This window comes from Enterobacter cloacae complex sp., from assembly GCF_900322725.1.
Lineage (GTDB): Bacteria > Pseudomonadota > Gammaproteobacteria > Enterobacterales > Enterobacteriaceae > Enterobacter > Enterobacter quasihormaechei.
This window is the reverse complement of record NZ_LT991957.1, coordinates 1,517,377-1,530,020: the sequence shown is the minus strand read 5'-3', so window position 1 is coordinate 1,530,020 and position 12,644 is coordinate 1,517,377. Positions and strand designations below refer to the sequence as shown.

General features: G+C 54.1%; 13 protein-coding genes. 9 read left to right on the top strand and 4 right to left on the bottom strand.

Annotated features, from left to right (window positions below; translation table 11 throughout):
* The first annotated feature begins 232 nt into the window (after positions 1-232).
* The 4 genes from rplU (at position 233) to cgtA (ending at position 3,073) form a co-directional block, all read left to right on the top strand.
* On the top strand, positions 233-544 hold the full coding sequence (gene rplU, locus DBR02_RS07690; RefSeq protein WP_003025032.1) for a 50S ribosomal protein L21: 312 nt from the start codon (positions 233-235) through the stop codon (positions 542-544).
* 19 nt (positions 545-563) lie between these two features.
* Positions 564-821: a 50S ribosomal protein L27 gene (gene rpmA / locus DBR02_RS07685; protein WP_003861831.1), complete on the top strand. Its 258-nt coding sequence runs from the start codon at positions 564-566 to the stop codon at positions 819-821.
* A gap of 95 nt (positions 822-916) precedes the next feature.
* Positions 917-1,882, top strand: a complete 966-nt coding sequence (locus tag DBR02_RS07680; protein WP_107533976.1) for a DMT family transporter — start codon at positions 917-919, stop codon at positions 1,880-1,882.
* 15 nt (positions 1,883-1,897) lie between these two features.
* Complete coding sequence (gene cgtA, locus DBR02_RS07675) at positions 1,898-3,073, top strand: Obg family GTPase CgtA (protein WP_107533974.1); 1,176 nt, start codon at positions 1,898-1,900, stop codon at positions 3,071-3,073.
* A 31-nt stretch (positions 3,074-3,104) separates the two neighbouring features.
* On the opposite strand, the gene pmrB is transcribed toward cgtA, so the two are convergent.
* The 3 genes from pmrB to dacB are packed head-to-tail and all read right to left on the bottom strand — an operon-like array spanning position 3,105 to position 6,243.
* Positions 3,105-4,148, bottom strand: a complete 1,044-nt coding sequence (pmrB, locus tag DBR02_RS07670) for a two-component system sensor histidine kinase PmrB (RefSeq protein WP_063867566.1) — start codon at positions 4,146-4,148, stop codon at positions 3,105-3,107.
* Positions 4,145-4,807 (bottom strand): two-component system response regulator PmrA, encoded by a 663-nt coding sequence (pmrA, locus tag DBR02_RS07665; RefSeq protein WP_063451041.1) that lies wholly within the window; start codon positions 4,805-4,807, stop codon positions 4,145-4,147. The genes pmrB and pmrA overlap by 4 nt, the downstream gene beginning before the upstream one ends.
* A gap of 2 nt (positions 4,808-4,809) precedes the next feature.
* Positions 4,810-6,243, bottom strand: coding sequence for a serine-type D-Ala-D-Ala carboxypeptidase (dacB, locus tag DBR02_RS07660; RefSeq protein ID WP_107533972.1), 1,434 nt, complete (start codon positions 6,241-6,243; stop codon positions 4,810-4,812).
* 228 nt (positions 6,244-6,471) lie between these two features.
* Here dacB and greA point away from each other — a divergent pair, with 228 nt between their 5' ends.
* Complete coding sequence (gene greA / locus DBR02_RS07655; RefSeq protein ID WP_014171793.1) at positions 6,472-6,948, top strand: transcription elongation factor GreA; 477 nt, start codon at positions 6,472-6,474, stop codon at positions 6,946-6,948.
* Between the two features lie 151 nt (positions 6,949-7,099).
* Here the strand turns inward: greA and yhbY are convergent, their stop codons facing one another.
* Positions 7,100-7,393 (bottom strand): ribosome assembly RNA-binding protein YhbY, encoded by a 294-nt coding sequence (gene yhbY, locus DBR02_RS07650; RefSeq protein ID WP_003861814.1) that lies wholly within the window; start codon positions 7,391-7,393, stop codon positions 7,100-7,102.
* Between the two features lie 127 nt (positions 7,394-7,520).
* On the opposite strand from yhbY, the gene rlmE reads away from it, so the two are divergent.
* The 4 genes from rlmE (at position 7,521) to glmM (ending at position 12,462) form a co-directional block, all read left to right on the top strand.
* Positions 7,521-8,147, top strand: coding sequence for a 23S rRNA (uridine(2552)-2'-O)-methyltransferase RlmE (gene rlmE / locus DBR02_RS07645; protein WP_003861812.1), 627 nt, complete (start codon positions 7,521-7,523; stop codon positions 8,145-8,147).
* 102 nt (positions 8,148-8,249) lie between these two features.
* Positions 8,250-10,184, top strand: a complete 1,935-nt coding sequence (gene ftsH, locus DBR02_RS07640; protein ID WP_003861810.1) for an ATP-dependent zinc metalloprotease FtsH — start codon at positions 8,250-8,252, stop codon at positions 10,182-10,184.
* Between the two features lie 99 nt (positions 10,185-10,283).
* A complete protein-coding gene (gene folP / locus DBR02_RS07635) occupies positions 10,284-11,132 on the top strand; it encodes a dihydropteroate synthase (RefSeq protein ID WP_063451045.1) in 849 nt (282 codons plus the stop codon).
* The gene (gene glmM / locus DBR02_RS07630; protein WP_006812119.1) at positions 11,125-12,462 is read left to right on the top strand and encodes a phosphoglucosamine mutase; all 1,338 of its coding nucleotides are present in this window, start codon (positions 11,125-11,127) and stop codon (positions 12,460-12,462) included. The genes folP and glmM overlap by 8 nt, the downstream gene beginning before the upstream one ends.
* Positions 12,463-12,644 lie beyond the last annotated feature (182 nt).

The window sequence follows — 12,644 nt, the reverse complement described above, 5'->3', positions numbered from 1 at the left end:
TTTATCCCACACGAGATGGGTACACAAAGGGTTTCGGTTTATAAATAGTATTGCTGATTGTACTGAAAAAACGGCTCAGATAAACGTTACCGTACGTGTTGTGTTTTTTTTCTTCATGTATTGATGGTAGCACTTGTCAAAGGCTCGCGTTTTGCGTAATATTCGCGCCCTATTGTGAATATTTATAGCGCACTCTGAATCATACGAGGATGTGCGCGGAAGCGGAGTTTATATGTACGCGGTTTTCCAAAGTGGTGGTAAACAACACCGAGTAAGCGAAGGTCAGACCGTTCGCCTGGAAAAGCTGGACATCGCAACTGGCGAATCTGTTGAGTTCGCAGAAGTTCTGATGATCGCAAACGGTGAAGAAGTCAAAATCGGCGTTCCTTTCGTTGATGGCGGCGTTATCAAAGCTGAAGTTGTTGCTCACGGTCGTGGCGAGAAAGTTAAAATCGTTAAGTTTCGTCGTCGTAAACACTATCGTAAGCAGCAGGGCCACCGTCAGTGGTTCACTGATGTGAAAATTACTGGCATCAGCGCCTAAGACCTGAGGAGAGATTTAAATGGCACATAAAAAGGCTGGCGGCTCCACACGTAACGGTCGCGATTCAGAAGCTAAACGCCTGGGCGTTAAGCGTTTCGGTGGCGAATCCGTTCTGGCGGGTAGCATCATCGTTCGTCAGCGTGGCACCAAGTTCCACGCGGGTACCAACGTAGGTTGCGGTCGTGACCACACTCTGTTTGCTAAAGCAGACGGTAAAGTGAAATTTGAAGTTAAAGGCCCGAACAACCGTAAATACATCAGCATCGTTGCTGAGTAAGGTTTTCTCGGTCCGGTAACGGATTAAAGCCCCGCAACGTGTTGCGGGGCTTTTTACATTGGAAACCCGGAAAATTTTCTGTAGGGAAAACGGGCATGAAGCAGCAGGCCGGCATTGGTATTCTTTTGGCGCTCACTACCGCAATGTGCTGGGGTGCGCTGCCAATTGCAATGAAGCAGGTACTGGAAGTGATGGAACCGCCTACGGTGGTGTTTTATCGCTTCCTGATGGCAAGCATTGGCCTGGGCGTCATTCTGGCCGTCAAAGGTAAGCTGCCACCGCTGCGCATCTTCCGAAAACCGCGCTGGCTGGTATTACTGGCTATCGCGACGGGCGGTCTGTTCGGGAACTTCATTCTGTTCAGCTCCTCCCTGCAATATCTTAGCCCTACAGCGTCGCAGGTGATTGGGCAACTTTCACCGGTCGGCATGATGGTCGCCAGCGTCTTTATCCTCAAGGAGAAGATGCGCGGCACGCAGATCATCGGGGCAAGCATGCTGCTTTGCGGTCTGGTGATGTTCTTTAACACCAGCCTGATCGAGATTTTTACCCGCCTGACGGATTACACCTGGGGTGTCATTTTCGGGGTGGGTGCAGCAACGGTCTGGGTGAGTTATGGCGTCGCGCAAAAGGTGTTATTGCGCCGTCTTGCCTCACAGCAGATCCTCTTTTTGCTGTACACTTTGTGTACACTGGCATTATTGCCGTTAGCGAAGCCGGGTGTGATTACCCAGCTCAGCGACTGGCAACTGGCGTGCCTCATTTTTTGTGGGCTGAATACGCTGGTTGGTTATGGCGCGCTGGCGGAAGCCATGGCGCGCTGGCAGGCAGCACAGGTGAGCGCCCTAATCACGCTTACCCCGCTGTTTACGCTGTTATTTTCAGATTTGTTATCAATGGCCTGGCCCGATGTCTTCGTCAAGCCGATGCTCAACCTGTTGGGTTATCTCGGTGCGTTTGTCGTGGTTGCGGGCGCGATGTATTCCGCCATTGGTCATCGTCTCTGGGGACGTTGGCGCAAAAATGAAGCGGTTGTAATAGTCCCCCGCTCAGGCGAATGAGTTACGGAGAGTAAAATGAAGTTTGTTGATGAAGCGACGATTCTGGTCGTGGCAGGTGATGGCGGTAACGGTTGTGTAAGCTTCCGCCGTGAAAAGTATATTCCTCGTGGCGGTCCTGACGGCGGTGACGGCGGTGACGGCGGTGACGTGTGGCTGGAGGCGGATGAAAACCTCAACACGCTGATCGACTACCGTTTCGAAAAATCTTTCCGCGCCGAGCGTGGCCAGAACGGCCAGAGCCGCGACTGTACCGGTAAACGCGGTAAAGACGTGACGATCAAAGTGCCGGTGGGTACGCGTGTCATCGATCAGGGCACGGGCGAAACCATGGGTGATATGACCAAACACGGTCAGCGCCTGATGGTGGCGAAAGGCGGCTGGCACGGTCTGGGTAACAGCCGTTTCAAATCGTCCGTTAACCGTACCCCGCGTCAGAAAACGATGGGTACTCCGGGCGATAAGCGCGACCTGCAACTTGAACTGATGCTGTTGGCAGACGTAGGTATGCTGGGTATGCCTAACGCCGGTAAATCAACGTTTATCCGTGCAGTGTCTGCGGCGAAACCAAAAGTGGCGGACTATCCGTTTACTACGCTGGTGCCGAGCCTGGGCGTTGTCCGTATGGATAACGAAAAGAGCTTCGTGGTAGCTGACATTCCGGGTCTGATTGAAGGGGCGGCAGAAGGCGCCGGTCTGGGTATTCGCTTCCTGAAGCACCTTGAGCGTTGCCGCGTACTGTTGCATCTCATCGACATCGATCCGATCGACGGTTCCGATCCGGTTGAAAACGCCCGTATCATTATCGGCGAACTGGAAAAATACAGTGAAAAACTGGCGGAAAAACCACGCTGGCTGGTGTTCAACAAGATCGATCTGATGGACAAAGCGGAAGCTGAAGCGAAGGCAAAAGCGATTGCCGAAGCGATGGGTTGGGAAGATAAGTACTATCTGATCTCTGCCGCCAGCCAGGTTGGCGTGAAAGAACTCTGCTGGGATGTAATGACCTTTATCATCGAGAATCCGATTGTTCAGGCAGAAGAAGCGAAACAGCCTGAAAAAGTCGAATTCATGTGGGATGACTACCACCGCCAGCAGCTTGAAGAGCTGGAAGCGGAAGAAGATGATGAAGACTGGGACGATGACTGGGATGAAGACGACGAAGAAGGCGTCGAGTTCATTTACAAGCACTAAGCCCTGCATAAAGCCCCTGACGGGGCTTTTTTTATCCTATCTTCGCGGGTAGCCAGCAGCTGGCGATTAAGCCGCCCTCAGCACCGTTTTCCAGCGTTAAATGACCATGATGGAGCTGCACGATACGCTGTACAATGCTCAGCCCAAGGCCGCTGCCGCCGTAGCGCTGGTCGAGACGGCGGAAAGGTTCGGTGATCGACTGTCGGTGCGCCTCATCTATACCCGGCCCCTGATCGGTAACGCTGACCCGGGTACCGCCTTCCGTCGCCGTTAATGCCACTTCAATGGTTGTGCCTGCCGGGCTGTAGCGGGCGGCATTCTCCAGAAGGTTCCTTAACATCAGACGTAACAGAACGGCATCTCCCTGCACCGTCAGCGTGCTTTCAGCAGGCCATATCACCGTATGCTCTTTAGCTTCATGCTCCAGTCTGAGCGGGGCAATAATAGTTTCTGTCCAGTTCACGGTATCGTAATGGCCGCTGGCCATCGCCTGGCCGGCACGCGCCAGCATCAGCAGCTGTTCTACCGTATGCATCAGCTGGTCGATACGGCTTATGAGTGGCGTGGCCTGCGGAGAACCGGACTGGGCCATCAGCTCCAGATGAAGCCTGATCCCCGCAAGCGGCGTTCGTAACTCGTGCGCCGCATCGGCGGTGAACAGGCGTTCCTGCTGGATAGTGTGGTCCAGCCGGGCGAGCAGTTGGTTCAGCGACGCAGTTACTGCGCCTATCTCTTCCATATCCGAATACATCGGCAGGGGAGTCAGATTATCCGCCGAGCGGTTCGCAAGGCTGGCGCGAAGTTGGTTGAGTGGCCGGGTGATCCAGGTGACTGCCCAGAATGAGAAAAACAGGGTAAATCCGACCATCACCAGAGAAGGAACCAGCAGGGAGGCAATGGCTTCGCGGATCTCTTTTTCAACATGGTTGTTGCGCGCTTTTGCAGACAACGTTTCGTTCACCAGAAAACCGATTTGCTCGCGGCTCTCATGCCATAGCCAGACCACGCTAATCAGTTGAAAAAAGAGCAGTATCACCGCCAGCAACACCATTAATCGCCGGCGCATACTGTTCATTTCTGGCTCTCCAGACGGTAACCCACGCCGCGTACGGTTTTGATACGATCTTTACCGAGCTTGCGCCGCAGATTATGAATGTGCACTTCAAGCGTGTTTGAACCCGGATCGTCCTGCCAGGAGTAGATGTCCTGTTGCAGCGTCTCACGGTGCACGGTCTGCCCGCTGCGCATGATCAGGCGCGTCAGCAGAGCGAACTCTTTTGGCGTCACTTCCACAGGCTGAGACTGGCGAAGCACCTGCTGGGTTTGCAGATTAAGGGTGATATCTCCGTCCGTCAGCAGGTTGTCGCTGTGGCCCTGATAGCGCCGAATCAGTGCCCGTACGCGCGCCTGTAGCTCGGCAAGGGCGAAGGGTTTTACCAGATAATCGTCAGCCCCGGAATCCAGCCCGTTAATTCTGTCTTCAATGGCATCGCGGGCGGTAAGAATCAATACAGGATTCTCGACTCCGCGACGACGCCACTGGCAGAGCAGCGCCGCGCCGTCTTTATCTGGCAGGCCTAAATCCAGGATCACCAGGCTGTATTCACCACTCTGGATCAGCGCGTCAGCTTCCGCCGCCGTGGCGGCACAGTCCAGAGCGTAGCCCTCATTCCCCAGCGCCAGCGCTAACCCTTCCTGCAATAACAGATCGTCTTCAACTATGAGTAGTTTCATCGCTAGTTATTCTGGTAGATGTCCTTATAGAGCCTGCTTTCGAAACGCACCAGTGGAATACGACGATTGCGCTGGTCGGCCGGTTCGACGGCATACCCGGAGAGATACTGCACAAATGCCATGCGTTGCCCGCTGGCTGTCGTGATGAAACCGGCAAGGTTGTAAACACCCTGCAAGGAACCCGTTTTGGCTGACACTTTGCCGTCCACGCCCGCAGCGTGAAGCCCCGCGCGGTACTGAAGTGAACCGTCGTGTCCGGCCAGCGGCAGCATCGTGATAAAGTTTAGCTCAGCGTCATGCTGAGCGATGTACTGCAATACCTGCATCATGGTTGCCGGCGAGATCAGGTTATGGCGCGATAAACCGGAACCATCGACGGCGATCGTATTGCCCAGATCGATACCCGCCTGCTGGCGCAGGATCTGACGTACGGCATCAGAACCGGCCCGCCAGGTGCCCGGCACGCCAAAGCGCGCGTGACCGATCATGCGGAACACCGTATCGGCAATCATGTTATCCGACTTTTTCAGCATAATCTTAAGCAAATCATGCAGTGGCGCAGACTGTTTGCTGGCGATCACCGTGCCTGGCTCATTCACCTGCGTCTGGCGCAGCAGCGTTCCGGTGTAGGTGATACCCGCCTGCTTCAGTTCGTCTTTGAAAATGGCCCCGGCATAGCCCGCGCCGTCCTGAATGGCGAAGGCCAGCGGCAGCGGGTCAGCCCGCTGGGTCAGGCAGCCGGTGAGCGTATAGCGGTTGAGATCGCCCGGTACCACGTCCAGCTCGCAATACTGCGCCTCCGGGGAGCCTTTCGCCAGCGTCCGTACCTGGCTGAACATCGTGACCGGGTAGTATGAGGCAACGCGAATAAACGCTAAGTCATTGGGCTTAGGCGCGCTGTAAAGCGAAACGGAGAAGCAGTTACGGTCGACGATTGCGGCGGCTGGCGGGGCGCTAAAGCACTGCGTCATGTCATTCCACGGCCAGCCGGGCGCTTTATCGTGGCTGGCGAAAATGGAGGTGTCGATCAGCACGTTACCGTCGATTTTTGTCACGCCGGATTTTTTTAGCGCCGCCACCATGTTGCGGACATCCTGGCGCTTAAAGGTGGGATCGCCACCAAAACGGGCAATAAGATCGCCTTTTAGTTCGCCACCCGTGACGTTACCTTTAGTTTCTAGGGTGGTGGTAAAACGGAAGTCAGGCCCGAGCTGGAGCAGGGCGGCGAGGGCAGTGATCACCTTCTGGGTACTCGCAGGCAGCGCCATCTGTTGACTGTGATAGTCAATCTCGGGAGCCTGAGCGCCAACCTTTTGCACCATCAGGGCAAGGTTCGCGCCGGCGGGCAGCTGATTAATGTACTCATCAACATTCGCGGCCTGAACGGTGAACGTTATACTGGTGGTCAATCCGATGATAAAACTGGAAAATCGCATAATCTCGCGCTAACAACCCGAAAACAAACCGTCATACTACGGTGCATGGCACTGTAAAGTAAACGATGACCCATAGTGAACTTCGCGGTAAAATGCGTATCAAATTGAAAAATTGCTGCTGACCTGGGGCGTTGCTCCCGGGTCGGTTTTCTTTTTGCTTCTGGCCTGTTCAGGTGGGCTGGAGCAGGGAACACTGCTCCCAACAGGAATGTTTAAGAGGTATAACAAATGCAAGCTATTCCGATGACCTTACGTGGTGCCGAAAAACTGCGCGAAGAGCTGGATTTTTTGAAATCCGTACGTCGCCCTGAAATCATCGCCGCTATCGCGGATGCGCGTGAGCATGGCGACCTGAAAGAGAATGCTGAATACCACGCGGCGCGTGAGCAGCAGGGCTTCTGCGAGGGGCGCATCAAAGATATCGAAGCGAAACTGTCCAACGCGCAGGTTATCGATATCACTAAAATGCCCAACAACGGTCGCGTGATCTTCGGCTCTACCGTCACCGTCCTGAATCTGGACAACGATGAAGAGCAAACCTACCGCATCGTGGGTGATGACGAAGCGGACTTCAAACAGAACCTGATTTCGGTGAACTCCCCGATTGCTCGCGGCCTGATTGGCAAAGAGCAGGACGATGTTGTGACGATCCGCACCCCGGGCGGCGAAGTGGAATACGAAATTATTAAGGTTGAATACCTGTAATTCGCTTCTCTTCTAAGATGTTGATACATTGTAAAGAAAAGAAAAAGGCCGCATAGCGGCCTTTTATCAACTCAAGGAGCATGGCATTTTGCTCGCCTGCTGAAAGAAATCCCTCGTTTCACACAGAAAATGTGATTGATTCAGGATATCCTTAACGTGGCAGCGAGATTTTACGCTCTTTAGATGGGCGATAGAGCACCAGCGTTTTACCGATGACCTGTACATTACAGGCGCCGGTTTCGCGCACGATGGCTTCCACGATCAGGTTTTTAGTGTCTCTGTCTTCAGAGGCGATTTTCACCTTGATCAGCTCGTGGTGTTCCAGCGCTTGTTCAATCTCGGCAAGCACCCCTTCGGTCAAACCATTGTTGCCAAGCATCACTACAGGCTTGAGCGGATGTGCCAGACCTTTAAGGTGCTGTTTTTGTTTAGTACTCAGATTCATCGTATATTTTTGCTTACGTTGGGATTGAAAACGGTTCATTCTACCGCCATCTCCCTAATATCGCCAAATAGCTGCGTAGAAATTTACGTCACAGGCAAGCAACGATGAACCAGGACGGAAATGTTAAATGACAGGTAAAAAGCGTTCTGCCAGCTCCAGCCGCTGGCTTCAGGAACACTTTAGCGATAAATATGTTCAACAGGCGCAGAAAAAGGGGTTGCGTTCCCGCGCCTGGTTTAAACTTGATGAAATACAGCAAAGTGACAAACTTTTTAAACCGGGAATGACGGTAGTCGACCTCGGTGCGGCACCTGGCGGATGGTCCCAATATGCGGTTACGCAGATCGGCGGAACGGGACGAATCATCGCATGCGATCTTTTACCAATGGATCCCATCGTTGGTGTCGACTTCCTTCAGGGCGACTTTCGTGATGAATTAGTGCTTAAAGCATTACTTGATCGTGTTGGTGACAGCAAGGTCCAGGTTGTCATGTCGGATATGGCACCAAATATGTGCGGAACACCGGCGGTGGATATCCCCCGCGCCATGTATCTGGTGGAACTAGCGTTAGAAATGTGTCGTGATGTACTAGCGCCTGGTGGTAGTTTTGTTGTGAAGGTGTTTCAGGGCGAAGGTTTCGAGGAGTATCTTAAGGAAATTCGCTCCCTGTTTGCGAAGGTCAAAGTTCGTAAGCCGGACTCTTCCCGGGCCCGTTCCCGTGAAGTGTATATTGTAGCGACCGGGCGAAAATGATAACCGGGAGATTTCAGACGAAAGTTTGAATGAAACTGGATATAGAGTATCCTGACGCTGTTTTTAACACAGTTGTAATGTGAGGTTAATCCCTTGAGTGACATGGCGAAAAACCTAATACTCTGGCTGGTCATTGCCGTTGTGCTGATGTCAGTATTCCAGAGCTTTGGGCCCAGCGAGTCGAATGGCCGCAAGGTGGATTATTCTACCTTCCTGCAAGAGGTCAATCAGGACCAGGTTCGCGAAGCGCGTATCAACGGACGTGAGATCAACGTTACCAAGAAAGATAGTAACCGTTACACGACTTACATCCCGGTGAACGATCCTAAGCTGCTTGATAACCTTCTGACCAAAAACGTCAAAGTGGTAGGCGAGCCGCCAGAAGAACCAAGCCTGCTGGCTTCTATCTTCATTTCCTGGTTCCCGATGCTGCTTCTTATTGGCGTCTGGATCTTCTTTATGCGCCAGATGCAGGGCGGCGGTGGCAAAGGTGCCATGTCGTTCGGTAAGAGCAAGGCGCGTATGCTGACGGAAGACCAGATCAAGACCACCTTTGCTGACGTTGCAGGCTGTGACGAAGCGAAAGAAGAGGTCGGTGAACTGGTTGAATACCTGCGCGAGCCGAGCCGTTTCCAGAAACTGGGCGGTAAGATCCCGAAAGGCGTCCTGATGGTCGGCCCTCCGGGTACCGGTAAAACCCTGCTGGCGAAAGCCATCGCGGGTGAAGCGAAGGTGCCGTTCTTTACTATTTCAGGTTCTGACTTCGTTGAAATGTTCGTGGGTGTCGGTGCATCTCGTGTGCGTGACATGTTCGAACAGGCCAAGAAAGCAGCACCGTGCATCATCTTCATCGATGAAATCGACGCCGTAGGCCGCCAGCGTGGCGCAGGCCTGGGCGGTGGACACGATGAGCGTGAGCAGACCCTGAACCAGATGCTGGTTGAGATGGACGGCTTCGAAGGTAACGAAGGTATTATCGTTATCGCGGCAACTAACCGTCCGGACGTCCTCGACCCTGCGCTGCTGCGTCCAGGCCGTTTCGACCGTCAGGTTGTGGTCGGTCTGCCGGATGTTCGCGGTCGTGAACAGATTCTGAAAGTGCACATGCGTCGCGTACCGCTGGCGCCAGATATCGACGCGGCTATCATTGCGCGCGGTACTCCAGGCTTCTCCGGTGCAGACCTGGCTAACCTGGTCAACGAAGCTGCACTGTTCGCCGCTCGCGGTAACAAGCGCGTGGTGTCCATGGTGGAGTTCGAGAAAGCGAAAGACAAAATCATGATGGGTGCGGAACGTCGCTCCATGGTGATGACGGAAGCGCAGAAAGAGTCCACGGCGTACCACGAAGCAGGTCACGCGATTATTGGCCGCCTGGTGCCGGAACACGATCCGGTACACAAGGTAACGATTATTCCGCGCGGCCGTGCACTGGGTGTGACCTTCTTCCTGCCTGAAGGCGACGCGATCAGCGCCAGCCGTCAGAAGCTGGAAAGCCAGATTTCAACCCTGTACGGCGGTCGTCTGGCGGAAGAGATTATCTACGGTGCGGAACATGTTTCCACCGGTGCGTCGAACGACATTAAAGTGGCGACAAACCTGGCGCGTAACATGGTGACGCAGTGGGGCTTCTCCGACAAACTCGGTCCGCTGCTGTATGCAGAGGAAGAGGGCGAAGTGTTCCTGGGCCGCTCTGTGGCGAAAGCGAAACATATGTCCGATGAAACGGCACGTATCATCGACCAGGAAGTGAAAGCGCTGATTGAACGTAACTACGCTCGCGCCCGTCAGATCCTGAACGACAATATGGACATCCTGCATTCGATGAAAGATGCGCTCATGAAATATGAGACCATCGATGCTCCGCAGATTGACGACCTGATGGCTCGCCGCGAAGTGCGTCCGCCAGCAGGCTGGGAAGACCCAGGTGCGTCTAACAATTCTGACAACAATGGCACCCCGCGTGCGCCGCGTCCGGTCGATGAACCGCGTACGCCAAACCCGGGCAACACCATGTCAGAGCAGTTGGGCGACAAGTAAGTCACTGCTGTTGAAGCGTTTGTCTGTACCTCAAACCCTGGAGCTTGCTCCGGGGTTTTTTCTTATCTGTTTAACCATATTAATTCCAGGGAATTCACCATGAAACTCTTCGCCCAGGACTCGCATCTCGACCTTTCACATCCGCATGTGATGGGGATCCTGAACGTCACGCCTGATTCCTTCTCTGACGGCGGCACGCATAACTCGCTCATCGACGCGGTTAAGCACGCGAATTTAATGATTAACGCGGGTGCCACTATCATTGACGTTGGCGGGGAATCAACGCGGCCTGGCGCGGCGGACGTTTCGGTGGAAGAAGAGCTGGCGCGCGTGGTGCCGGTGGTGGAAGCTATCGCCCAGCGCTTTGAAGTGTGGATCTCCGTGGATACCTCTAAACCCGAAGTGATCCGTGAAGTGGCGAGAGTGGGCGCTCACATTATCAATGATATCCGCTCGCTGACCGAGCCGGGCGCGATTGAAGCCGCCGCGGAGACCGGGCTACCGGTGTGCCTGATGCATATGCAGGGGCAGCCGAAGACAATGCAGGAAGCGCCAAAGTATGAAGATGTGTTTGCTGACGTCAGCCGCTTCTTTATTGAGCATATCGAACGTTGTGAACGTGCGGGTATCGCAAAAGAGAAATTGCTGCTCGACCCGGGCTTCGGTTTCGGTAAAAATCTCTCCCACAATTACGCGTTGCTTGCGCGCTTATCAGAATTTCATCAGTTCGGCCTGCCACTACTGGTGGGAATGTCGAGAAAATCGATGATTGGTCAGTTACTGAATGTTGGGCCGAGCGAACGTCTGAGCGGCAGTCTGGCCTGCGCGGTGATTGCCGCGATGCAAGGTGCACACATCATTCGTGTCCATGACGTAAAAGAAACAGTAGAAGCCATGCGTGTGGTGGAAGCCACACTGGCAGCGAAGGAAAACAAACGCTATGAGTAATCGTAAATATTTTGGTACCGATGGCATCCGTGGGCGCGTAGGCGATGCGCCAATTACCCCAGACTTTGTCCTGAAGCTCGGCTGGGCGGCGGGTAAGGTACTGGCGCGTCATGGATCCCGTAAGATCATAATTGGGAAAGATACCCGTATTTCGGGCTATATGCTGGAGTCCGCGCTGGAAGCCGGGCTGGCGGCGGCGGGGCTTTCAGCTTCCTTTACGGGTCCAATGCCGACCCCTGCTGTTGCCTATCTGACCCGTACCTTCCGTGCGGAAGCGGGTATCGTCATTTCAGCTTCTCATAACCCGTTTTATGACAACGGTATCAAATTCTTCTCCATAGACGGCACCAAGCTGCCGGATGACGTAGAAGAGGCGATTGAAGCGGAAATGGAAAAAGAGATCACCTGTGTCGACTCCGCTGAGCTGGGTAAAGCAAACCGAATCGTCGATGCCGCAGGCCGCTACATTGAATTCTGCAAAGGCACTTTCCCGAATGAACTGAGTCTGGCACACCTCAAAATTGTGGTGGACTGTGCAAACGGTGCGACTTACCACATTGCGCCGAATGTTTTCCGCGAGCTGGGCGCGAAAGTGATCACCATCGGCTGCGAGCCGGACGGCCTGAACATCAACGAGGAAGTCGGGGCGACAGACGTGCGTGCCTTGCAGGCGCGCGTGCTGGCTGAAAAAGCCGATCTGGGAATCGCACTGGACGGCGACGGCGACCGCGTGATCATGGTTGACCACGAAGGTAATAAGGTCGATGGCGATCAGATCCTCTACATCATTGCCCGTGAAGGCCTGCGTCAGGGGCAACTGCGCGGCGGTGCGGTGGGCACGCTGATGAGCAATATGGGTCTGGAGCTGGCGCTGAAACAGCTGGGTATTCCGTTTGTGCGCGCGAAAGTGGGCGACCGCTACGTGCTGGAAAAACTCCAGGAGAAAGGCTGGCGTATTGGCGCGGAAAACTCCGGCCACGTGATCCTGCTCGATAAAACCACCACCGGTGACGGTATTGTGGCGGCGCTTCAGGTGGTTGCCGCGATGGCGCGTAACCACATGAGCCTGCACGACCTTTGCAGCGGCATGAAAATGTTCCCGCAGATCCTGGTGAACGTGCGCTTCACTGCCGGTAAAGGCGATCCGCTGGAAAATGATAACGTGAAAGCGGTGATGGCAGACGTTGAAGCTGCGCTTGGCAGCCGCGGTCGCGTCCTGCTGCGTAAGTCAGGTACGGAGCCGCTGATCCGCGTAATGGTGGAAGGTGAAGACGAAGCACAGGTGACCGAATTTGCGCACCGCATAGCGGACGCAGTTAAAGCTGCATAATCTTTCAGAATAAGTGTTTAAAAAGGCGGCGTTTGCCGCCTTTGTTTTAAGCAATTCATGGCTTTTTGCTGTTTTTTTCCGCAGTTGATACAATGCCTCGAAAATGCCCTTGCGAAGGTGATTCGCTTTGGTTAGTATTCACACCCGCTTCAGTGGGAAACAAAATCCTGCTAATTGGTCGA

Excerpts from the sequence above, each read along its gene's own strand:
- pmrB (WP_063867566.1), bottom strand. The coding sequence starts at position 4,148 with ATGAACAGTATGCGCCGGCGATTAATGGTGTTGCTGGCGGTGATACTG.
- ftsH (WP_003861810.1), top strand. The coding sequence starts at position 8,250 with ATGGCGAAAAACCTAATACTCTGGCTGGTCATTGCCGTTGTGCTGATG.
- rpmA (WP_003861831.1), top strand. The coding sequence starts at position 564 with ATGGCACATAAAAAGGCTGGCGGCTCCACACGTAACGGTCGCGATTCA.
- yhbY (WP_003861814.1), bottom strand. The coding sequence starts at position 7,393 with ATGAATCTGAGTACTAAACAAAAACAGCACCTTAAAGGTCTGGCACAT.
- DBR02_RS07680 (WP_107533976.1), top strand. The coding sequence starts at position 917 with ATGAAGCAGCAGGCCGGCATTGGTATTCTTTTGGCGCTCACTACCGCA.
- cgtA (WP_107533974.1), top strand. The coding sequence starts at position 1,898 with ATGAAGTTTGTTGATGAAGCGACGATTCTGGTCGTGGCAGGTGATGGC.
- rlmE (WP_003861812.1), top strand. The coding sequence starts at position 7,521 with ATGACAGGTAAAAAGCGTTCTGCCAGCTCCAGCCGCTGGCTTCAGGAA.
- glmM (WP_006812119.1), top strand. The coding sequence starts at position 11,125 with ATGAGTAATCGTAAATATTTTGGTACCGATGGCATCCGTGGGCGCGTA.
- greA (WP_014171793.1), top strand. The coding sequence starts at position 6,472 with ATGCAAGCTATTCCGATGACCTTACGTGGTGCCGAAAAACTGCGCGAA.
- rplU (WP_003025032.1), top strand. The coding sequence starts at position 233 with ATGTACGCGGTTTTCCAAAGTGGTGGTAAACAACACCGAGTAAGCGAA.
- dacB (WP_107533972.1), bottom strand. The coding sequence starts at position 6,243 with ATGCGATTTTCCAGTTTTATCATCGGATTGACCACCAGTATAACGTTC.
- folP (WP_063451045.1), top strand. The coding sequence starts at position 10,284 with ATGAAACTCTTCGCCCAGGACTCGCATCTCGACCTTTCACATCCGCAT.
- pmrA (WP_063451041.1), bottom strand. The coding sequence starts at position 4,807 with ATGAAACTACTCATAGTTGAAGACGATCTGTTATTGCAGGAAGGGTTA.